The 21706-nt window shown below is 42.3% G+C and carries 19 protein-coding genes and 2 pseudogenes; 6 read left to right on the top strand and 15 right to left on the bottom strand.

Translation table 11 applies throughout. From position 1 onward, the window contains the following. Positions 1–30: 30 nt before the first annotated feature. From G496_RS21395 to G496_RS0102595, 6 genes and pseudogenes are all read right to left on the bottom strand, one after another. A pseudogene (locus G496_RS21395) lies at positions 31–327 on the bottom strand (flagellin); the annotation flags it as partial. A 600-nt stretch (positions 328–927) separates the two neighbouring features. Next, positions 928–1485 (bottom strand): annotated as a pseudogene (locus G496_RS18630) (flagellin N-terminal helical domain-containing protein); the annotation flags it as partial. A gap of 310 nt (positions 1486–1795) precedes the next feature. Then, entirely contained in the window at positions 1796–2008 is a 213-nt protein-coding gene (locus G496_RS0102610; protein WP_027177899.1) for a hypothetical protein, read from the bottom strand. Positions 2009–2104: 96 nt separating this feature from the next. Beyond that, positions 2105–2755, bottom strand: coding sequence for an energy-coupling factor ABC transporter ATP-binding protein (locus G496_RS0102605; protein WP_027177898.1), 651 nt, complete (start codon positions 2753–2755; stop codon positions 2105–2107). Further along, complete coding sequence (locus G496_RS0102600) at positions 2752–3447, bottom strand: ABC transporter permease (RefSeq protein WP_027177897.1); 696 nt, start codon at positions 3445–3447, stop codon at positions 2752–2754. Before G496_RS0102600 ends, G496_RS0102605 begins: the two co-directional genes overlap by 4 nt. Before the next feature lie 152 nt (positions 3448–3599). After that, positions 3600–4424, bottom strand: a complete 825-nt coding sequence (locus G496_RS0102595) for an ABC transporter substrate-binding protein (protein ID WP_027177896.1) — start codon at positions 4422–4424, stop codon at positions 3600–3602. 228 nt (positions 4425–4652) lie between these two features. Here G496_RS0102595 and fdhD point away from each other — a divergent pair, with 228 nt between their 5' ends. From fdhD to G496_RS20355, 4 genes are all read left to right on the top strand, one after another. Next, complete coding sequence (fdhD, locus tag G496_RS0102590; protein WP_027177895.1) at positions 4653–5438, top strand: formate dehydrogenase accessory sulfurtransferase FdhD; 786 nt, start codon at positions 4653–4655, stop codon at positions 5436–5438. Positions 5439–5970: 532 nt separating this feature from the next. Then, entirely contained in the window at positions 5971–6963 is a 993-nt protein-coding gene (gene moaA / locus G496_RS0102585) for a GTP 3',8-cyclase MoaA (RefSeq protein WP_027177894.1), read from the top strand. Between the two features lie 11 nt (positions 6964–6974). Then, positions 6975–7856, top strand: coding sequence for a transposase (locus G496_RS0102580; RefSeq protein WP_034632216.1), 882 nt, complete (start codon positions 6975–6977; stop codon positions 7854–7856). A gap of 158 nt (positions 7857–8014) precedes the next feature. Then, complete coding sequence (locus tag G496_RS20355; RefSeq protein ID WP_027177892.1) at positions 8015–8941, top strand: GGDEF domain-containing protein; 927 nt, start codon at positions 8015–8017, stop codon at positions 8939–8941. 69 nt (positions 8942–9010) lie between these two features. Here G496_RS20355 and G496_RS18620 read toward each other — a convergent pair whose 3' ends face one another. The 6 genes from G496_RS18620 to G496_RS0102545 form a co-directional block, all read right to left on the bottom strand. Beyond that, a complete protein-coding gene (locus G496_RS18620) occupies positions 9011–9382 on the bottom strand; it encodes a hypothetical protein (RefSeq protein ID WP_051294788.1) in 372 nt (123 codons plus the stop codon). Between the two features lie 222 nt (positions 9383–9604). After that, the gene (ruvB, locus tag G496_RS0102565; protein WP_027177891.1) at positions 9605–10582 is read right to left on the bottom strand and encodes a Holliday junction branch migration DNA helicase RuvB; all 978 of its coding nucleotides are present in this window, start codon (positions 10580–10582) and stop codon (positions 9605–9607) included. 10 nt (positions 10583–10592) lie between these two features. Further along, positions 10593–11207, bottom strand: a complete 615-nt coding sequence (ruvA, locus tag G496_RS0102560; RefSeq protein WP_027177890.1) for a Holliday junction branch migration protein RuvA — start codon at positions 11205–11207, stop codon at positions 10593–10595. Continuing rightward, complete coding sequence (gene ruvC, locus G496_RS0102555; protein WP_027177889.1) at positions 11204–11707, bottom strand: crossover junction endodeoxyribonuclease RuvC; 504 nt, start codon at positions 11705–11707, stop codon at positions 11204–11206. The genes ruvA and ruvC overlap by 4 nt, the downstream gene beginning before the upstream one ends. 1 nt (position 11708) lies before the next feature. Then, the gene (locus G496_RS0102550; RefSeq protein WP_027177888.1) at positions 11709–12455 is read right to left on the bottom strand and encodes a YebC/PmpR family DNA-binding transcriptional regulator; all 747 of its coding nucleotides are present in this window, start codon (positions 12453–12455) and stop codon (positions 11709–11711) included. 210 nt (positions 12456–12665) lie between these two features. After that, positions 12666–13265: an RlmE family RNA methyltransferase gene (locus G496_RS0102545; RefSeq protein ID WP_027177887.1), complete on the bottom strand. Its 600-nt coding sequence runs from the start codon at positions 13263–13265 to the stop codon at positions 12666–12668. A 152-nt stretch (positions 13266–13417) separates the two neighbouring features. Between G496_RS0102545 and G496_RS0102540 the strand changes: the two genes are divergently transcribed. Both G496_RS0102540 and G496_RS0102535 read left to right on the top strand, forming a co-directional pair. Continuing rightward, positions 13418–14911 carry a glycosyltransferase family protein gene (locus G496_RS0102540; RefSeq protein WP_027177886.1) on the top strand — a complete coding sequence of 498 codons (1494 nt, stop codon included), beginning with the start codon at positions 13418–13420 and terminating at the stop codon, positions 14909–14911. 70 nt (positions 14912–14981) lie between these two features. Beyond that, positions 14982–15647: a BON domain-containing protein gene (locus G496_RS0102535; RefSeq protein ID WP_027177885.1), complete on the top strand. Its 666-nt coding sequence runs from the start codon at positions 14982–14984 to the stop codon at positions 15645–15647. A 43-nt stretch (positions 15648–15690) separates the two neighbouring features. Here the strand turns inward: G496_RS0102535 and G496_RS0102530 are convergent, their stop codons facing one another. From G496_RS0102530 to G496_RS0102520, 3 genes are all read right to left on the bottom strand, one after another. Continuing rightward, positions 15691–16344, bottom strand: a complete 654-nt coding sequence (locus G496_RS0102530) for a GntR family transcriptional regulator (protein WP_027177884.1) — start codon at positions 16342–16344, stop codon at positions 15691–15693. 495 nt (positions 16345–16839) lie between these two features. Continuing rightward, entirely contained in the window at positions 16840–18924 is a 2085-nt protein-coding gene (locus G496_RS0102525; protein WP_027177883.1) for a methyl-accepting chemotaxis protein, read from the bottom strand. A gap of 289 nt (positions 18925–19213) precedes the next feature. Further along, positions 19214–21304: a methyl-accepting chemotaxis protein gene (locus G496_RS0102520; protein ID WP_156900579.1), complete on the bottom strand. Its 2091-nt coding sequence runs from the start codon at positions 21302–21304 to the stop codon at positions 19214–19216. Between the last annotated feature and the right edge of the window lie 402 nt (positions 21305–21706).

The raw sequence follows: 21706 nt of genomic DNA, 5'->3' as shown, positions 1-21706 counted from the left end.
AAGTTAAGCCTGTATTTTTAAAAATGGAATTTAAGTATTAAGAAGTTGTAAAGCTATCTTCGGTAAACTGTTCGCCTGAGCCAGCATTGCTGTTGAAGACTGGGTGAGAATCTGCTGCCGTGTCAGCTCAGTTGTTTCAATCGCTACATCTATATCGGAAATTCCTGACTCAGATGACTGTAGATTTTCAGCCTGAATTGAAAGATTTGTGACAGTATTTTCCAGACGGTTCTGCAAGGCACCAAGTCCAGCTCTAATATTATCTTTTATTTCAATAGCATTATCAATACGGCCGAGCATATTCTGTGCTTCACTTTGCGTATCTATCTTATATGGAATGTAATCTCCTCCCGTGTCACCACCAAGCTTACTCCAATTAGCTCTGGCTCTAAAAACACCGGACCCCACAGAAAAAATTAGCAGCTCTTCCGTATTTTTATCTACCCTGAAAGTTTCACTCTGGCTTTCAGCTCCGAGGACCATACCATCATTATTCATATCTCCATCACCGCTGTAACTGAAATTCATTCCATTATATGAAGCAGAATATGGACCTCCGTAAGGAGCAGCTGTCCCCAATCCACCATCAGCTATAGGTCTTCCGTCAAGCAAATGTGAACTGTCATATACTGCTCCGGGGAGAAAGCCGTTAGCAGTATTGATGACCATTGAATTTACGTTTGAAGCATCAACTCCGTTGGCGATCCAAACATTGTCAACCAATGAAGTACCTGCCAGATGAACCCCGTTCCTTGTAAATATCTGAAAATCATCATCGGCACTTAGAGAATCAAGATCAATCACTAGGTTTTCTGAATTTGCCGGTATACTGGCAACCGTGCGAATTCCGGAAGACAATTCCACCAAGATATTTTTAGGCATAACTGAATTTAATGCCGGAACACTCGTCTCAATCTGCGGTTCTGCCAATCCTAATCCTACAAGATTTGCTGGCTTGATCTGCATTGAATAATAATCTTCGGCGGAATCATTGCCTGTCCCGAAATGAATGTGAAGAGCTCCTTCAGAAGTATTGCGTCTGCCGTCATATTCCCCGCTTAAGCTGCCATCCAGAAGATGTATTCCGTTAAAATCTGTAGAAACGGCTATGCGTTGAATTTCAGAAGCCATAGCCTGATACTCGGAATTTATTATGATTCGCTGAGCAGAATTATAAGATCCGGTTGAAGCCTGCATTGCCAATTCCTTCATCCTGATCAATTTTTCATCAATAACCTGTAAAGCTCCATCAGCTACCTGAACAGCGGAGATGGCATCGTTGGCATTTCTTATGCCCTGATGAAGAGAACTTATGTCAGCTCTCATGAGCTCACGAATGGCCAGACCAGCGGCATCATCAGCCGCTGTTCCCACTCTCAACCCTGACGACAATTTCCTGACAGAATTTCCAACATTTTTATATTCAGAAGACAAACTTCTGACTATATTTGAGCTCATAAGATTATGATTTATAGTCAAGGACATACGATCCTGCCTTTATAAAACGCGTCTATAAATATTTTACGCTATTTTTATCCAGCGTCCGAACACACACTAAGGGGCAGAATCAGCAAAGAATGTACCATAATTATTTTACTGATAAAAACAGCACATTCATTTTAATATTCACAAGCGAAGGCAAACTAACAGTTGAATAAATCTATAAGTAATGCTGGAAATAAAAATACGGCATCACCATAGAGACCTGGTGAATGCCGTTTTCAAATGAAACCTTAAGCTGTTTCAAAAATCAGACAGGTGGGAATGCCAATAAAATATCAGAGCAATAAAATTATCAATTGCCAGAGTCAGTAAGAAGCATCACCCTGCCATCAGAAACAAAAGCATAAGCGGTTCTTCCCTCTTCTGGTTTTAATGTATCAAAATTATTATTGGAAAAAACCGTTACAAGCTCTTTTCCTTCCGGAAGGAGTATAACTACTTCTGTTTCCTCCATGCCGCTTGTCACACTCTTTATAATTCCCTTTGGTAATGAAAAATCAGCCATTGTTCACTCCCTCAAATAAAAAATAAGCTGTTTTTCAATATACTCCGAATGGGATAGAAAGCTTTTATAAATATTCTTTTGAGCAGTTATAATGCATTATGCCATTCTAACTTTGCCATCTGAAACGCTCCAGGTCACATCAGCAATACGGATAAGCCAGTCCTTATCATGACTGACAACCACCAAAGTGCAGCCATAATTATTTCTAACGGACAAAGCAGCTTTATATATAAGCTCAGAGCTTTCAGTATCGACACTTGCAGTTGGTTCATCAAGCAGCAGAACCCTTGGATTTATGGCCAGCCTTGCCGCCAGAGCGACCCTTTGGGCTTCCCCTCCTGAGAGTTCATACCATTTGCGTTCAGCAAATTTCGCAGGTGAAAGACCCACCATTTCTAGAGCTTCAAACACTTTCTGCTGAATATTTTTTCTTCCTCTGACCTGCAATCCGTAAGCAACGTTGCCAAAAACATTTCGCTTCAATAAATAAGGGTCCTGAGTAAGAAGAGTAACCTCCCGCCTGAAACCATCAAGTCGGTCTTCTACGGGTAAATTGTCATAAAAAAGCTTTCCTTCCGAGGGGCTTTCAAGAAAAGCGAGTAACCGCAACAGGGTACTTTTTCCGCTGCCGTTATGCCCTAGAAGCCCTACAATACTGCTTTCTTCCACGGTAAAAGAGGGCACATCCAGAACCACTCGGTCTCCGTACTGCTGTCTGACATTTTGAAGATTATAAATTTCGCTCACATTCCCTCCCTTCTGCGCATTCCGGAAAGCCCGAAATTCATAATAAAGGCCAGAATCATGAGCACAAGTCCAAGAGCAATACCCATCGCAAATTCTCCCTTTCCGGTCTCAAGGGCTATAGCGGTGGTAATTGTCCTTGTATGCCACTTGATATTACCCCCGACCATCATGGATATGCCTATCTCCGACACTATCCTGCCATATGCCGCAGCAGCTGCGAGCACCAAGCTGTATCTCGCTTCCCATAATGTTGTCAGCAGAACCTGTCTGCTGTCTGCCCCAAGTGTCAGCAGAGTATAATTAAGCCTGCGATCCACATTTTCAACCGCAGTTGCCATCATCGCCACGACAATAGGAAGTCCAAGCAGAGTCTGCCCAATGGCGATACCGGGGATGGTAAACAAAAGGCCGACATTTCCAAGAGGACCCTGCCTTGAGAGCATGGCATAAACAAGCAGCCCTATAACTACGGTGGGGAATGAAAGGAGTGTATCAACAATAGTCCGCATGGCTCCGCGACCTCTGAAGTCGTAATACCCCAGAGCAAACCCTAACGGAGCACCGATAACAAGTGAGGCGGTGATGGAAAGTGATGATACGCACACCGTGGTCAGTATAGCATTCCATGTCTGCGGATCACCCGTAAAAAGGAGGACAAAAGCCTGCATGAGGCCATCTAAAATAAAATCCATATCTTTTCTGCTCCGAGCCTTAAAAAGAGACTCAATACTGCTGATTTTATATTATCATCAGTAATAATATGGGAAAAGAAACTAAAGCGCAGTAAAAAAATAGAGGAGAATCCTCTCAGATTCTCCTCTATAAATATTAGATTTTCAAACTGCTATTGAGCGTTGGGAGTAAAAAGCTGCTTTCCAAGAAGTCTGAAGTCTCCAATCTCTTTCTGAGTCTTTTTGGAAGCCATCCATTCTGCAAATTTGCTTGCAAGACCATACTGGGTCTTAGGGCAATGCTCAGGATTAACAGCAAGGACACTATACTGATTGAATAAAATTTTGTCTCCTTCGACAAGAATCTTAAGATCAGGATTTCCACCCTTGTTGGATTCATACTTTATGTATGTACCACGGTCAGTCATGGTGTATCCGCCGCGTTCCTCTGCAATATTGATTGTTTTAATCATTCCCTGACCGACCTGAATGTACCAGTCCTGCTTGTCAGGAACATTTCCGATACTCTTCCAGAGAAAAATCTCTTTTTTATTAGTACCTGAATTATCTCCACGGCTGACAAACACTGCTTTAGAACTGCTGATTTTTTTCAAGGCATCCGCAACGGAAAGTCCCTTGATACCGGCAGGATCAGAAGCAGGACCAATGATAACAAAATCATTGTACATAAGTTCGCGACGATCTTTTAACGCACCGGAGTCAACATACTTCTGCTCTGCGGCAGGCGCATGAACAAGCAGAACGTCCACGTCACAATTATCACCCATTTTAAGGGCTTTTCCTGTGCCTACGGCTGTCCACTTGAGTTCTATACCGGTATCTTTCTCAAACATGGGAGCAAGAACATCCAGCAGACCGGTGTTATCCGTACTGGTTGTTGTTGCCATCATGAGAGTCTGTTTTGCCTGCACAGAACCAGCTGCAAGCAGAAATACAGACAACACCGCGAAGACGAACACTGATTTAATCTTTTTCATTAATCCCTCCAGATTGTAATTTTAGACATTAGCCACATAACTACCACATATAATTCAAATTCACTCCTGAACACAGTTCAGTGCCAATATAAAAAAACGACAAATATTGATTTGAATAGACAATATTCATCAGGTAAAGCTATACTCTCTCATGTACCATCAGCTTACAACCGGCACTAGCTTTGCTGCACTCTGGCAAGGCTGGCCACATAAACGGACTCCGAAAAAATGGCCTCAGAGATAAGAAATTACACCATACAAGAATATTGCAAAGGAAAAAAGAGTTCCCGAAGAATTGATTCGATACTCGAAATTCCCATGACAATTTACCTTAACGGCAGAGAAGTTGTTACTCTGCTGACTACAGCCAAAAAACCTGAATACCTGGCCATAGGTTTTCTCAAATCCGATGCCTATATTTCCAGCCCCGAACAAATTACAGAAATAAATATTTCTGAAAACAGCGATCGTATTAAAGCATGGATAGCAACATCACATGATCCCTGGAAAAACCGTGAACCTGAGTATTCAATAACTTCAGGCTGCGGAAAGGGAACAAATTTCAGCCGTAACCTCTCAACCATATCAAAGCGAAAAATTACTGCTGATATAAAAATCAGTACAGCGCAGCTGCAAAAACTGGCCTCAGAGCTTCATGCAAGATCAGGACTCTACAATGTCACCCGTGGCTGCCATAATTCATCTTTGTGTACTCCGGATAACATGCTTTACTTCCGGGAAGATATAGGCAGGCATAACGCCATTGACATGATTGTCGGCCAGTGCTTCTTCGAACAGGTCCCCACAGATGACAAAATAATTCTGTCAACCGGCAGGGTCGCATCTGAAATTCTTTTAAAAGCAGTGAGAATTGGCGTACCGATTCTAGCCTCAACAGCTGTCGCTACAAGCCTTTCAATTGAGCTTGCCAGAAAAACCGACATAACCCTTATAGGTAATATCAAAGAAGATGGATCGTTCTGGATATATAACGATCCCGGTAGAATAATTTAAAATTTTACCATCTCAACCATAACAGAATTTGCACAACCTGCATTATGTCTTTTTTGGCATAGTTATTTCTTTTTCAAAACATATTCAGATAACTATTTGAAATAAATTATTTTATCCAAGATGAGTACAATTCAGTAAGATTCCGCTGATAGTTTGTTACAGAAATGAGAATAATAATGGGTCAATTAGTCTCATTCTCTACTCCGAATATAATTTCAAGCCGCATTCCGGCCTTTACAGATTGACTGCTGAGACAGCAGGCTTATAGTTAGTGCAAAACCAAAATCAATTAATCGCATTGTGACAATCAGACTGCAATACGCTTAATTTTATCACCTTAAGTATTAATATACAGTATTTTAAGTATATTATAAAAACCTTAATGTTTTTAGCATACCGGTGATCTTAGCCTTGCACCTTTAAACGGGGTGAAAACAAAAATGATTTCAGCCACCGGCAGAGATCATTCCCGTAACATTCCGGAAACATGATGGGTAGCCATACAGCCCTGTCATTTTATGAGGACCTATAAATGCTGACCGACAATCTTGGCAGAACTGTGAGCTATCTCAGGCTGAGTGTTACAGACCGTTGCAACCTTCGTTGCGTATACTGTATGACTCACGATTTTAAATTCATACCACACCCCAGAATTCTGCGGTATGAAGAGATGCACAGACTAATTGATATTGCTGCCGGACTCGGTATCAGCAAACTGAGACTCACGGGCGGGGAACCATTTGCCCGTAAAGGATTTCCCGACTTTGTCGCAAAGATACTTACGCGGCACCCGGAGCTTGACCTCCGCATCACCACAAATGGAACTCTTGTTGAACCGCACCTTGAAAAGCTGGCGGCAATCGGAGTTAAAAGGCTCAATATTTCCCTCGACACTCTTGATGCCAACAAATACAAAGAAATCACAGGTTTCGACCAGCTGGACAAAGTCTTAAGAACTATAAAGTCGAGTATTGAGGCCGGAATACAAGTCAAAATCAACGCTGTAGCCATGAAAGGTGTGAACGACTCTGAACTGAAAGATTTTCTGGACCTCGCTACAAAATACCCCATAGACATGCGTTTTATTGAATTCATGCCCATGGGCGAAGACACCCGTTGGAACAGCAATGTTTTCTGGTCGGCAAAAGATATTCTTGAACAGTCAAGAAGCTATAAAAATCTTATTCCTGTAGCTGAAACAGCAGGGAACAAAGGCCCCGCACGCATTTATGATATTGATGGCGGCAAGGGGCGCCTTGGGTTGATATCCCCCGTAAGTTCTCACTTTTGCGGAACATGCAATCGCTTGAGAATTACCGCTGAGGGTAAGTTAAGGACCTGTCTTTTTTCAGATAAAGTGTATAACCTCAGGGGAATTCTTAGAAATCCCAAACTTGGCGATGAACAGATTCTGGAAGTTCTGCGGCGCTCAACCGTAAACAAACCTCTTGGCTACAGACTCTTGGAAAATAAAGAAAAAAATCACGGTGTCTGTGACACCCAGATGTCTGCCATCGGCGGATGATGAAAAATGAAATGGGAACCGACGTGGAACAGTCACTTTTAAACGAACTGTTCACAGATGAAGGCTTCGCCCGCGAATATATGCTGGACAAATGCCGGGAAGGTCGTGAACAATTTTGTCCCCGGTGTGGTGAACGTAAAATCTATCACCTGAGTAATAACCGTTACCGCTGCTCAGCATGTAAATACACATTTCAGGATTTCAGTTGCCGCTGGATAAACAACGGTGGACTCAAAATGTCTGAGCTTCTCAGACTTATATATATGTTCTCAACGGAAATGACCGCACATGGCATTTCAAACGAACTGGGAATATCCTACAATGCTGCTTATAAAGCCATTACGGCTGTGAGATACGCTATTCTGTCTCAAGCCATTGACGCAGCCCAGTTTCTCGGCCCGGAGACGCAGCTTGGCGAATACATAAAAGGCCGTAAGCTGACCGGGATTCCCAAAAAGAAATACAACGGGGCTATTCCTGTTTTCGGTATAATGGAAAAGCAGGACTGGGTCTTTATTGACCTGATGCAGAATATCAATGCTGAATCTGTCCTTCATTTCAATCATAATTTCCATTTGAAACTGGTTAGAAACGGCAACATTATTCATACCGACCGCTATCAGAATTATGATGCTCTGATCATGTGCGGTAATGAAACCCTGCCTTTGCAATATATACAAAAATACTCCAATACCACGGCATATATTGAAAAATCAGGGAATGGATTCTGGGACTTTGCCCGCGAAAGATTAAAAAAGTATAAAGGAATCTCCACGCAGCGTTTTCCCCTTTATTTAAAAGAACTCGAATTCAGATATAACTTCAGGGATAAGGATATATTTGAAATATTAACCGATTATGTAAGTAAAATAGTTCCTGATATGCAAAACTAGCCCTTATTTAGCTATTTCACTAGAGCAGCTCCAGCTCCAACTTTCAGTCTTAAATTATACAACAAATAACGAATTATTCATACTTGACCTTTTATTGAAAATGATATTCATTTTCTAAAATTCAATCATCATACTCCGGGGAGGTCCGGACCCAAAACATGGATGAAACTATGAAAGGTAAAGCTGCGCAAAAGTATCGCCGAACACATGCTGACATTCAGGTCAAAATATCAACCTTAATTTTCTTAACTATGATTTTACCAACCATGGGCTGGATAATCCTTTTAGATAAATTCGGCAGCAGGGATGTCCTCTCACTTATGGCAATACTTCTGGTATTTGCTCTTGCATTACTGTCTCCATTATCAAGGTTTGCAACATGGCTCATAGTGACAAGGGAACTGCGCTCAATAAATAATTTCTGCTTTGAAGTTCAAAGAGGGGCCAACATAAAATATTTCGGGCTGCTTTCAGGAGTTTCCACTGACAACGAAATGCAGATCCTCAAAAAAAATCTGAACTTTCTCGGGCGACTGCATTCCCTTAGAAACGAACTTAAAAATACTGAAACGGCTTTGGATCTTTTTGAAAAACTGGCTGTAACAGATCAGCTGACAGGTTTATATAACCGCAGATTTTTCGATGAACAGCTTAAAAATTGTGCTTCTAACAATGAATCAAACATTCAGAATCTGTATCTGCTCATGATTGATGCCGATAAATTTAAATACGTCAACGATAATCTGGGCCATCAGGAAGGTGACAGACTTCTCCAGAATTTAGGCCGCATAATTAAAAATTCCATAAGGGAAAAATCAGATTATCCGTGCAGAATCGGCGGTGATGAATTCTGCGTGATTTTTAGTGATCTCTGCCTGACTCAAGTACAGATTGTGGCTGACCGGATACGCACAAAATTTGAACGTATTGCTGTAGGTGGAGTTACTCTTTCAATGGGGATTTCAAAATTCAAATGCTCCTGCGATCCTGAGAAAGATTTGTGTGAACTGATAAATCTGGCTGATCAGGCTGTTTATGCCGCCAAACGACATGGTGGCAACCGGATAGAGCTTAATTGCAGCTGATATAAACAGAAAACTCCTGCATTGCTGCAGGAGTTTTCTCACTCTTCTAAAATCAAGCACTTAATATTATTAAAAATTAATTAATTTTTGTTCATCTAAAGCCACACTTAGAGGTCTTTCACTGGCCATCTCCGTATATCTCCAAAACTTTCTTGGAATTTCGGCATGAACATCAACTTCAAGTTCCGGTATGCTGAATAAAAAATAAAGACTGGGATTGGGAGGAACTGTATAGAGCCTGTCTTTCATCAACTCTTTAACTTTTGATTCATGCAGACCGAAACGATACCCTATATCGTTTATCAGCTGTCCTATTTTTGCCATACCAGCCCGGCTGAATTGAACCATGTGTAGTTTTACATGATAGGCCTGACGCCCATTCAATAAAACCACACTTTTTCTGCTGCTTGATAAACCGATTAAATCCTCAGGGCAGAACATAATGACCTCCTTTTAAATTAATAAATATTTTAATCTAAGCTTACTGTTTATTGAAATTGATTTTCAAAGTCAATAGCTATGTCAGATAAATCTATGACAATAAGTTACCAGATTAATTTATAACTATCTTAATTTTAAGGAGAGATAAGTATGCAGACTAAATTGAATACCGCAGAAGACATAATGCCGGAACAGTGAAGGATAAAAAATCAGTCAATAAAACTACAACAACCGGTTATCATCACCTTTACGCATGTGCTGATAAGCTTTGGCCGTCGCCACTCGTCCGCGATGGGTACGTTTCAGAAATCCGCACTGAATAAGGAAAGGCTCATAAATTTCTTCAATTGTACGAACTTCTTCGGAGCACGCAACAGCGATAGTCTTGACCCCAACCGGACCACCGCTAAACTGATCAATGACAACATTTAAAATTTTGCGGTCCATCTGATCAAGCCCGAGAGGATCAACATCCAGCTTATCAAGAGCCATACCCGCAAGCTCTTTATCAACAACACCGCTACCGTGAACATGAGCAAAATCACGCACACGCCTCAAAAGACGGTTGGCAATACGCGGTGTCCCTCTGGACCTCTGCCCGATGACCAGAGCCCCTTCTTCGGTTATCTTAACATTGAGAATTCTGGCAGCGCGCATGGCAATACGGGCAATCTCTTCAGGTGAATAAAAATCAAGCCTGAAAATACATCCGAAACGGTCTCTAAGGGGAGAAGTAAGCAGTCCCAGCCTTGTTGTCGCCCCGACAAGAGTAAAAGGCTCAAGATCAATTTTTACAGTTCTGGCACCGGGTCCCTGACCGATTATAAGGTCAAGGTTGAAGTCTTCCATAGCAGGATAGAGAACTTCTTCCACTGTTGCCGGTATCCGGTGAATTTCATCAATAAAAAGAATGTCGTTACGGGAAAGATTTGTCAAAATGGCGGCAAGATCACCACTGCGCTCGATGACAGGGCCTGAAGTTGAGACAAGATTTACACCAAGTTCAGTTGAAATAATCCGGGCCAGTGTCGTTTTACCCAGACCGGGATTACCATAAAAAAGCGTATGATCCATGGCTTTGCCACGTTCACGGGCCGCCCGGACAAAGACATCCAGATTATCGCGCAGGTCATCCTGCCCGATAAAATCGCCAAGTCTTTGAGGACGTATATGATCATCCGGAGTCAGAGTTTCACTCATTTAGCAAGGCCTATTTGTTATTCATGGCAATCTTTTTAAGGGCCACCCTGATTGCACCGGCAGCATCAAGGTCCGGCTCTTCTTCAAAAATATCTTTCAGGTAGGCACGCACTTCATCTTCACTGTAACCAAGCCCCTTCAGACCGGACATGGCATCAAGAAATTCATTGCGGTTTCCTTCAACCGGGCATGCACCTGAACGGATTGTGGAAGCCTGAAGTTTTTCCATTTTATCTTTAAGGCTCCAGAGAATCTGACGGGCCGACTTAGGTCCTATACCGGGAACAATAGACATGGTTTTCACATCTTCGCGTAAAACAACATCCTGTAATTCCCGCGGGCTGAACTGCGAAAGTATGGATAAAGCTTTTTTAGGTCCAAGCCTGTCTATAGATATAAGGGTCTGAAAAACCTCCCGGTCATCAAAACAGGGAAAGCCGTAAAGTTCAAGCGCATCTTCACGGACAACGGTATATACATAGAAAGAGACTTCAGTTCCTGCTGCAGGAAGTGTGGATAAAGCTGTCAGGGTAAGATTAAGTTCATACCCGACTCCGCCTGCAGTGAGAACTATGCAGGATTTGTCTGTTGCTTCAAGCAGTTTTCCGCAAACATAGGCAATCATAATCCTGCTATCCTCTTAAATCTGCGTTCGTTCAGGTGACATACGGCAATGGCCAGCGCATCACTGGCGTCTTTTGCCCATTTAGGATCTTTAACACCAAGAATACGGCTGACCATATAAGCGACCTGAGTTTTATCGGCACGCCCTGTTCCGACAAGACTCTGCTTAACCTTTGTCGGTTCATAACCGGAAACATTCAAACCAGCCACAGCGCAGGCGGCAATAGCCGCCCCGCGGGCCTGCCCCAATTTGAGAGCTGACGCAGGGTTGGCAGAGACAAAAACATTTTCTATCGCTGCCTCAACCGGACCGTATTGTGTGACCAGTTCGGTTACTCTGCTATAAATCTGCCCCAAACGAAAGCACATTTCTTTCTTGGTATCTGTTCGGATTGTTCCGGCTTTGAGAAGACTGACCTGCCCGGAAATTTCCTGTACAAGCCCAAACCCGGTTACTCTGGAACCGGGATCAATGCCCAGAACAATCAGACCGTTATCCATATTAATCTTCCATTTCCGCCATAAGCTCATCCGGGAAGTCTGCATTGACGTTTACATTCTGTACATCGTCATTCTCATCCAGAGCATCCATAAGATTCATAAGCTTTTTAGCTGTTGGAACATCAACTTCAATCATATTCTGGGCAACATAGGTGAGTTCAGCAGAAAGACTTTCAACACCGGCATCTTCAAATGCTTTCTGTGCTTCGCTGAAATCTTCCGGAGCGCAGTAAACTTCGATGACATCATCTTCAGCTTTTACATCGTCAACGCCGCCTTCCAGACCGATTTCAAGGAGCTGATCTTCAGTGTATTTTTCAGCACTGAAAGTCATCATACCTTTTCTATCGAACATCCAGGCAACACAACCGGCCTCACCCATTGAGCCTCCGGCCTTGCTGAGGCTGTGACGGACTTCCGCAACGGTACGGTTCTTGTTGTCTGTTGTTGCTTCAACAAGAACAGCTACACCGCCGGGACCGTATCCTTCATATATGACTTCTGAAATATCACCGCCGGCCAGTTCGCCTGTACCTTTTTTAATCGCGGTATCAATCTTGTCATTCGGCATGTTAACGGCCTTGGCTTTTGCAATGGCAAGCCTGAGGCGGGCATTCATGTCAGGATCTCCGCCGCCTTTAGCCGCGATAATGATATCCTTCGCCATTTTGGTAAATATTTTACCACGTTTGGCGTCCTGTCTGCCTTTTCTATGCTGAATATTAGCCCATTTACTATGTCCTGACATAAAACCTCCTGAATATATATCGACCTAGAGGGTCTTTTTCAATTTACTTTGTATGCTGCACCATAAAACTACGGCATGAGCCATCTTTACCGGCAACCGCAGTGATCATCGGTTATCCTGATGCTGCACAGACAGATATACTACCAACCTGTCAAACCACTTAAGACGGACCGAAACTGAGACAGCTTCAACATCCGTAAAGAACGCTTCTTATCCTTCTCCGCCCTGAAAGCCAAGTCCGACAAGAAAGATCTCCTTGCTCTCGGCTCTCGAACTTTTGGGTTTGAAGGTCTTAACTTTGGAAAAAACGGAATTAAGTGACAGCCGGTAGTCATGCACATCCGGTCCTTCGAAAATTTTTACGACAAAATTACCGCCCTTTTTCAATCTGCTGGGCAGAAGGTCCCTTGCCCGCTCACAGAGTTCAAGAGATCTGGCCTGATCGGTAAATTTAACGCCGGTAGTTTTCGGAGCCATGTCACTTATGATTACATCAAAAGGCAGATGAGCCTCCATTGCTCCCATGAGTTCAGGAGAATCTTCAAAAACATCAGCCTGTAAAAAAGTCGCATTTTCAGGAAACTCAGTTTCGGTAGACTGAATATCCACACCAAGAACATGACCGGTTTCAGCAACTTTTTTTGCAGCAAAAAGTGTCCATGAACCCGGAGCTGCACCAAGATCAAGGACTTTGAAGCCCTTGATCAGGATGTTAAACCTCTTGTTGATTTCCTGAAGTTTATATACTGATCTGGCCGGATAATTTTCTTTCTTAGCCCTTTTAAAATAATGGTCGCGATATTGTTTCATATAATAAACCCAGACAGAAAATAATTTTTTTTAAAATAAAAGTATATCCGGATAATGGATTTGCGGAGATTAAACTTTTATACTTATAAAGAAGCAGTTGTTTTCCCCTGAAACTGATTAACCCAAGAGCCGGTTTTAGCCAAGTCTTTGATATGCAACGTCCTAAACGCATAAGCGTAATTAACGAAACAGACAGAAAGCAGAGTCTGCCGTCCGGGAAAGGTTATTTTGAGATACTCCCCGGCACTGGAACACCTGTTTTTCTGGGGCTTGGTCCTGAGCCGGAAAAACTGCCGCTTTTATTCCCGGAAATAAAGCAGGTAGATTATATTGAATGTCCTGATTTTTTTAAAACGTCATCATTGGACAAAAATAAAATTCCACCGGAATTTACTGAAATAAAATTTCAGGAGACCTCAGCTGACAGACTGAGAACCGCCCCGGTAATAATATATACACCTGCCAGAAAAATTTTTCCGTCTTTCTGGGGACCCAAAATTTCAAAGATAACTCTTTTGAAACACCCTATCCCCGGCCCGAGACATCCCAAGACTATCTGGATAACCGGGGACGAGAACTCATTGCTGGCCAGTGAACTTGCCAAGGCCTCATCTGGCTGTGGTCTCCAGAGCAGAATTGTAGATCCTGAAGAACTGCGCGACAAACTCCTAACATTACTTGGGCAGGAAATTCCAGAAATTATTTTAAGCATTAATTTCAGCGGAATAGATAGCTTAGGAGAAAATTACCACCTTCTTGAAAACAGTGGAGTCAAAACAGTTGTCTGGCTGGTGGACAATCCTTTCCACATACTTTCTGGTTTAAAATCCACATTCTGGCGCCAGATTCCCATGCTGGTCACTGACCATTGGTTCATCCCCCGCTTAATGGAATGCGGAGCTGAAAAAGTCGGACACATGCCCCTTGCCACTGATCCTGAGCTGTTCTCTCCGGCATGTTCCGACAGTTACACGAAAAATTTACGTGATATAGTTTTTGTCGGCAGATCAGAATTTCCCGGGAAAAAATCATTTTTTGCCGGCTGCAACATGAGTCCGGAAGAACTCTCACTTGCCAGACAGATGATTGAGGCTGGTCATAAACCTGACTTTGCCTTCTGGACAAAAAAAGACTGTCCGCAAAATTTCTGGCCGTCTTCTGAAATACGCAACACAGGATTCAAGGCAGAAGAAAGCGGAAAGTTATGGCGCGGCATCTGTCTAAAGTCAGTTCAGAACCAATTGACAGTTTTCGGTGATCACAACTGGAATGAACTTTTACCTTTAGCTGAGACCCGCAGCCCGGTGGATTATTATACAACTCTGCCTTCAATATATAAGCAGTCTAAAATAACACTGAACATGACCAGCCCTCTTCTTCCATACGGGCTGACCCAGCGCAACTTCGACGTTTGGGCTGCCGGGGGGTTTCTGCTCAGTGACGCTGGTCGCGGGCTGAAAATATTCCCGGAAGAACTGGTCAAAGCCATAAGCTTTGATCGTCCGGCCGGGTTGAGAGAGATTTCAGAAAAATTTCTAGCCGCACCATCACTTCGCTCCGAGCTTTCAAATAATTGGCGCAAAATAATCTTAAAAGAGCACACCTACCACAACAGGATAGAGCAACTAATTGATTTTATAAAATAAATATCATCAAATCAGCGTATGGCACCCAATTTGCTTTATTTTAATAAAATTATTTTTATGAGGATAAAGCATGGCTGGAAAATCAAAATTACTGCTGACAATAATATTACTCTGCTTCTTTTCAAGCGGATGCACTGCCGCAGTTCTGATTCCGCCAATGATGGGCCCCATGCTGATTCCTTCTTCTGCTGCAAGTGCCTATCAGGTTTACAATATCAACAATGATGAAAGGGACTTACAGACTATAATTGAAGATGAGTATATTGAAAGCCGCATTCAGGCTTCTATAGTTCAAGACAAAGATCTTGAAGTGCTTGAATTAAGCCCCTATTCGTTTAACGGTAATGTCTATGTTGTCGGAACGTATGACAATAAAAAAGATTTTTCGCGGATAAGACATGCAGTCCGCAATGCAGGAAAAGTAAATTCACTGACTACATACCTTTTCCCGGAAAAAGAAAATGCAGCATGCGGTATGGCGCAGGATATGGTTCTTGAAACAAAAGTAAAAGCGGCCCTGCTTGAAAACAAAACCACAAGAAACGTAAATGTTGCTATAAAATCAGTTCAGTGCAACCTCATTCTGCTGGGACGAGTTAAAAACTTCAGAGACCTTATGGCTGTTAAAAATGTTGCCTCTAATGTAAAGGGCAGTGTTTCAATAAAATCATTCATGCGCCCCACAGACCTTAGAAAGTACAAAAGCAGAGCGCGCAATGTAGCAACGGCAGATTGAAAACACTAAAACGTAAGCTTTAAAGCTCTCAGGAATATTGAAATCACCCGAGTAATGAATCCAGTTTATGAAAATGCTTCTGGAGCAGACTTCTGAACTCAGACACATTGGCGTTTTTAACCGCATGCAGTATTTCATAATGCTTGCTGATCAGATCATCTGTCTCAAACATCTGATTGTCATAACGTATTCCGACAAAAGCCCAGAATTCATTACCCAAAGATTCCCACGCGTTACATAAAAAAGAATTACCTGAAAGCGAAACAATTGCCCGGTGAAAACTTATATCAGCACGCCTGAGTGCAATAGTGTTCTCATCACTTACAGCCTGCTTCAATCTTCCGGCAAAAGTTTCAAGAGGCTTTATATCTTCCTTGAACAGTCCTCCGCCGGCAACGTACATGTCTATGGCCAGCACTTCCAGTTCAAGTCTTATCATCCGATAATCATTAAGAGACTCTACTGAGATATTTTTAACTCTGGCACCTTTATAAGGTTCAGTTTCAAGCACCCCTCTCGCGCTTAAATCCCGGATAGCCTCACGGACAGCTCCCTGACTGACCTCCAGCTCTCTTGATATCCGAGTTTCGATCAATCTGTCTCCGGGTCTGTACTCACTGTTAAAAATAGCCTCAATGATATACTCTTTCACGTCATCCCTGAGAACACGACGTCTGATAATGTCAACTTCGGCCATAATGAACTGCCTCATATTAAAGTAAAAAATAAATTATTAACCTTAACCATAAGTAAAGCCAGAGTAACTAACAAAAAAGATTTGCGCACTTTAACACAGAATTCAACTATATCAAGAAAAACGCTCAATACATAAATAATATATTACTCACAATGAAGATTAATTACTTTTGTAATTTCGATAGTTACCATCCTTATATTTTCAAGTTGCCAACATTCAGCAGATAAGATGTTAATTATGAGTCTACTGAAATCATTTTGTAACACGCTTTGCACTTTATATAGTGATCACTCATAAAGTTACTTTAATTTAGTCTACTCTTTTTTACTTTATTAAAAAGCACTATAACCATTATAATAATATGAAGGTTCATTTACCATTTTAACCAACCTACTGCTTTAGTTATTCTAAACAGACACACTATTCAGCAGATACAAAAAAAGCCGAAAGATTTTAAAATCTTCCGGCTTATTCTTTTAAGATATATAGTGATTTCTAACTCTGTTTCAGCTCGTCTATAACTGTCTGTAGATGACTTGCCAGTTCTGCCAAATCATTAATTGCGATTGCCGATTCATTCATAGCCTGAGCTGTTTCCGAGGCTATCCGGTTTACATCATCCGTATTGCGGTTAATTTCCTCAGATGCAGCGGACTGCTCTTCAGATGCTGTAGCTATTGTTCTGACCTGATCAGATGTATTTTCAACAATTTCAACGATCATATCCAGTGACTTGCGGGCATCAGAAGCAAACTCAGTACTCCGCTCAACTATAGCTGAGGCCTCGGCCATGTCTGAAATACTTGTTTTTGAACCATTCTGAATTGCGGAGACGGCCTGACCAACTTCCTTAGTTGCTTCCATAGTTTTTTCTGCAAGCTTGCGGACCTCATCAGCAACAACGGCAAAACCACGACCAGCTTCCCCGGCACGAGCGGCTTCAATGGCAGCATTAAGAGCCAACAGGTTAGTCTGATCCGCAATATCTGTAATCACATTCAATATGCGGCCGATTCCCTCTGCCTGCTCACCAAGGGTGTGAAGACCACCTTCCATTTGTGAAGTTGCTTCCCGGACCTTGTTGATGCTTTGCACCACGTCACTTACAATTTTGCCGCCTTCAACAGCTTTTTCTTTAGCATCCTCAGCACTTTCAGCTGCTCGTGAAGCATTGTTGGCAACTTCTAAAACCGCTGAGTTCATCTGCCCTATAGCTGCCGCTGCTTCGGCTGTCCGCTCACGCTGATCTTCAGCCCCGGCACGGGACTGATCAACCTGAGCAGAAATCTCCTGAGAGGATGCGGTAATTGTGCCGACTATTTCTTCAAGCCTTTCAGCAGCCTGTAGCACACCATCTTTTTTGGCTTTTTCCGCTTCTTTTCTTGATCGGTCAACTTCTTCCAGAGCTTTAACAGCCCTTTGAGACTGCTCTTCTGCTTCAGCACTCTTTTCTTCGGCAGTGCTGATAAGCTTGGCAAGATCATCAACCATAGCTTTGAGTGAGCGCTGAAGATTTAAAAGCTCTCCACTGAAATCTCTCTCATCAGGAATGGCTTCAAAATCTCCTTTAGCCACATCACCCGCAGCTTTAACCAGCTTCCTGATCGGCTTGACTATGCTATAAGACATAATAATTCCAAGGATAACTAAAACAAAGGTCAATCCCAGTCCGATAAAAAAGATATGCCATAATGTTGAATTGAGATTACTGAAGACCTCTGCCCTATCAATTAAAAACACAAGCTTCCATTTTAGTTCAGGAGAGGTATAAACCCTTGCCAGACGCTCACGCCCGTACACCATAACCGTGGCAACGCCGTCATCCATATCTGCAATGGCATTTATCCCTTCATCATCAACATCTCCGGCTTTTTTAAAAAGCAGAGCCTTATCTTCAGGAGAGGAAAGTATAGTTCCGTCACTTTCCATCAACATTAGATAACCGGTTTTTCCTACTCTGACATTCCCGGCTACTGAAGTCAGGCTGGAAAGATTGATATCAATGCCAACGACTCCGACTGTACGGCCGGACTTTTTAATCTTTGCCATAACAGTACCCACGGGGACCCCGGTTGCAGACTGATAAGCCTTACTTACCGAAGTGTCTTCACCGGAAGAAACTGCGGCGCTGTACCACGGTCTGGTTCTCGGATCGAAACCAGCGGGCAAAGCTATCTCACTGCTTAGTACGATACCGCCGTCTTCATATCCGGCATAGACCAGATCATAGGCAGAATGGGCCTCGGCAATATTTTTAAATGACTCAAAAATATCCTGAGACTGTGGAGACATGGTGGAGACATCAATAGCTTTTAAATCGTGATCTTTCACAAAATTAGGCAGCACTCCACCGGCATTTTTAACTTTGCTCCCAAGGGCAAAACTTTTGGCATCATCCTTAACACTTTGCATGAATTCTGAAATATAATTATTAATCTGCCTCAATTCGTTGAAGGAAGATTCTTCAAAATTAAGAACAGACATTGAATTCATTTCATAATATACGGCAGTTGAAATACCCGAAATGGATAAAATTACCGCAACAAGAATCATAACCATTAATTTTAATTTAATACTCATCTTCACCTGATTTTCTCCAAACAGAATAACTTCAACAGTGAATTAAATAGTTGAAGTACTTACCCGCATAAGTATTTCCAAGAAGCTCTCTCACCTATCACAACAGTTTTCAATGTCAAATGCTTCACTATGGATCACGAAAAATAGTCTCTTTAAAATAATGATATTGTAAAAATATTGAGATATATCTTCTTTATAAGAACATTTTAGTTACTTATTGTTACATATAAATAAAAAATCCGGGCATGGTGCACCATGCCCGGATAAAACAACATTATACTAAGAACTATTAATCTTCTTTTAGATGATTGATAACTTCCTGTAGATGTCCCGTAAGTTCAGCAAGCTCGGCAACAGCTTCTGAAGAAGCATTCATAGCCTGAGCAGTTTCTGAGGCAATACGGTTAACATCCTCGGTATTACGGCTTATTTCTTCTGAAGCAGCAGACTGCTCTTCTGAAGCAGTGGCAATGGCACGAACCTGATCGGCGGTATCTTCAACAATTTCAACAATGGAAGCCAAAGCCTCTCCTGCCTGTGCTGCAAACTCAGTACTGCGGGTAACAATGCCGGAAGCGTCACTCATATCTGAAATACTGCTCCTTGTTCCCTGCTGGATAGCCGAAACAGCCTGACCGACTTCTTTAGTCGCTTCCATGGTCTTTTCAGCAAGCTTGCGAACTTCATCTGCGACAACAGCAAAACCTCTTCCAGCCTCTCCGGCGCGGGCGGCTTCAATTGCAGCATTAAGAGCCAGAAGGTTGGTCTGATCAGCAATATCGGTAATAACATTCATAACCTTGCCAATGCCTTCGGCCTGCTCACCAAGGTTTTCAAGCCCTGAGCTCATGTTCACTGTAGCTTCATTAACTTCATTGATGCTTGAGATAACATTATCAACAATATTACCTCCTTCCACAGCTTTACTTCTGGCTTTATCAGCACTTTCCGCAGCTCTGCCTGAATTCTGTGCAACTTCAAGAACTGAGGCATTCATCTGTTCCATTGCCGTGGCAGCCTCGGCAGTTCTTTCCCGCTGCATCTCGGATCCTGACATAGACTGTGAAATCTGGGCCGACAATTGCTGTGAAGAGTCCGTGACATTGGAGACAATCAGTTCCAGCTGACCGGCAGCCTGAAGTATACCATCTTTACGGGCGTTTTCAGCAGCGATACGCGTCTGTTCAGCTTCTTCAAGGGCTTTCCCGGCCTTTTTGCTCTGCTCTTCGGCTTCCTTGCTTTTCTCTTCGGAAGTCCGGATAAACTGTACAAGTTCACCGACCATGGTTTTCAGAGATCTTTGCAGATCCAGAAGCTCACCACTGAACTTTCTTTCATTCGGTATGGCTTCAAAATCACCTTTGGCAACTGCCCCGGCCGCTTTTACAAGACTCTGAATAGGACGGGCGATACTGTTGGCAAAGAACAGGCCGACAAGACCAAGAACAACAAGCAGTGCTATACCGATATAAAAAATCTGCAAAAGAGTGTTTCTAAGCGAACTGAAAACTTCAGAGCTGTTAATAATAAAAGCAAGCTTCCATTTAAGCTCAGGAGAAGTATAAACACGGACCAGACGTTCGACACCATTGATAGTTACGGTTGCAATTCCGTCATCCATTGAACCAAGAGTATTTATACCGGGATCTTCAACTTCTGCGGCTTTTTTAAAAATAACTTCCTTATCTCCGGGTGATGAAAGAATTGTTCCATCCCCCTCCATAACCATCATGTAGCCGCTTTTTCCAATTTTAATATTGCTGACAACAGAAGTCAGTGTGGAAAGGTTGATGTCAATTCCGGCAACACCGATAACGCGCCCGTTATTTTTTATTTTGGCCATTATGGTACTTACTGGAACTCCGGTGACAGACTGATAGGCTTTGCTGATGGACGTATCTTTAGGTGAAGAAACGGCCTCTTTATACCATGGACGCTGGACAGGATTGAACCCTGACGGCAGAGAACCTTCAGGACTCATAACAAATCCGCTGTCTTCAAGACCAATGTAGGCGTAATCATAGGCCTTGTGACTCTTGCACATACTACTCAAAAAATTGAACAGACTTTTAGAAACAGGAGTCATAAGATCAACTCTCATTTCTTTAAGGTCAGTCCGCTTTGTAAAATTAAGAAGCTGCCCCATGGCGTCAGGAATCATCGGGTTAAGGGCAAGATCAGCAGCTGATTCCTGGGCGGCATTCATAAAACCGCTTATAAAATTATCAACCTGTTTCAATTCATTCAGAGAAGACTCTTCAAATGAATTGCGGGCCATCTGATTGATTTCATAATAAACTGCTGTGGAAATACCTGCGATTGAAAGCAGAACCGTTACCACAATCATTGTTATCAGTTTACTTCTAATTGTCAGCCTCACTCTCAACCCCCGATTTTTTTAAAAAATACTGATCGTCATACTACCGGACAACACTGCTTCCGCATGAAACGAAATCAGCACAAAAATTATAGCAACAACTAAAACTACAGTTTTCTTCATTCCCTATTGAAAAATAAATATTGCAACGGACCCTACTATGACAAAATAAACAGTATAAAGAACTTTAAAGCTCAATGCATAAATTTAACATAAAATTCACAATAGAAGCTCTAAAGGATACATTCTAAAATGTATCTCTAATTTAGCTGTGAAGCTAAGTCGTAACAACAATTATTAAATCAATAATATTATTGTTATAAACAATCTATTGCATTCCATCAGAATAAAACCCGAAAACATGAACTAACGGCCATACAAAAGTATAGATTTGAATACACGAAA

The organism is Maridesulfovibrio bastinii DSM 16055 (assembly GCF_000429985.1).
GTDB classification, from domain to species: Bacteria; Desulfobacterota; Desulfovibrionia; order Desulfovibrionales; family Desulfovibrionaceae; genus Maridesulfovibrio; species Maridesulfovibrio bastinii.
Note: the sequence above shows the minus strand (reverse complement) of the source record. Positions and strands in the feature narration are given on the sequence as shown.

What these genes read in the sequence shown, in the direction of transcription:
- G496_RS0102610 (WP_027177899.1), bottom strand. Translation starts at nt 2,008, where the DNA reads ATGGCTGATTTTTCATTACCAAAGGGAATTATAAAGAGTGTGACAAGC.
- G496_RS0102600 (WP_027177897.1), bottom strand. Translation starts at nt 3,447, where the DNA reads ATGGATTTTATTTTAGATGGCCTCATGCAGGCTTTTGTCCTCCTTTTT.
- G496_RS0102595 (WP_027177896.1), bottom strand. Translation starts at nt 4,424, where the DNA reads ATGAAAAAGATTAAATCAGTGTTCGTCTTCGCGGTGTTGTCTGTATTT.
- fdhD (WP_027177895.1), top strand. Translation starts at nt 4,653, where the DNA reads ATGGCCTCAGAGATAAGAAATTACACCATACAAGAATATTGCAAAGGA.
- moaA (WP_027177894.1), top strand. Translation starts at nt 5,971, where the DNA reads ATGCTGACCGACAATCTTGGCAGAACTGTGAGCTATCTCAGGCTGAGT.
- G496_RS0102580 (WP_034632216.1), top strand. Translation starts at nt 6,975, where the DNA reads ATGGGAACCGACGTGGAACAGTCACTTTTAAACGAACTGTTCACAGAT.
- G496_RS20355 (WP_027177892.1), top strand. Translation starts at nt 8,015, where the DNA reads ATGGATGAAACTATGAAAGGTAAAGCTGCGCAAAAGTATCGCCGAACA.
- G496_RS18620 (WP_051294788.1), bottom strand. Translation starts at nt 9,382, where the DNA reads ATGTTCTGCCCTGAGGATTTAATCGGTTTATCAAGCAGCAGAAAAAGT.
- ruvB (WP_027177891.1), bottom strand. Translation starts at nt 10,582, where the DNA reads ATGAGTGAAACTCTGACTCCGGATGATCATATACGTCCTCAAAGACTT.
- ruvA (WP_027177890.1), bottom strand. Translation starts at nt 11,207, where the DNA reads ATGATTGCCTATGTTTGCGGAAAACTGCTTGAAGCAACAGACAAATCC.
- ruvC (WP_027177889.1), bottom strand. Translation starts at nt 11,707, where the DNA reads ATGGATAACGGTCTGATTGTTCTGGGCATTGATCCCGGTTCCAGAGTA.
- G496_RS0102550 (WP_027177888.1), bottom strand. Translation starts at nt 12,455, where the DNA reads ATGTCAGGACATAGTAAATGGGCTAATATTCAGCATAGAAAAGGCAGA.
- G496_RS0102545 (WP_027177887.1), bottom strand. Translation starts at nt 13,265, where the DNA reads ATGAAACAATATCGCGACCATTATTTTAAAAGGGCTAAGAAAGAAAAT.
- G496_RS0102540 (WP_027177886.1), top strand. Translation starts at nt 13,418, where the DNA reads ATGCAACGTCCTAAACGCATAAGCGTAATTAACGAAACAGACAGAAAG.
- G496_RS0102535 (WP_027177885.1), top strand. Translation starts at nt 14,982, where the DNA reads ATGGCTGGAAAATCAAAATTACTGCTGACAATAATATTACTCTGCTTC.
- G496_RS0102530 (WP_027177884.1), bottom strand. Translation starts at nt 16,344, where the DNA reads ATGGCCGAAGTTGACATTATCAGACGTCGTGTTCTCAGGGATGACGTG.
- G496_RS0102525 (WP_027177883.1), bottom strand. Translation starts at nt 18,924, where the DNA reads ATGAGTATTAAATTAAAATTAATGGTTATGATTCTTGTTGCGGTAATT.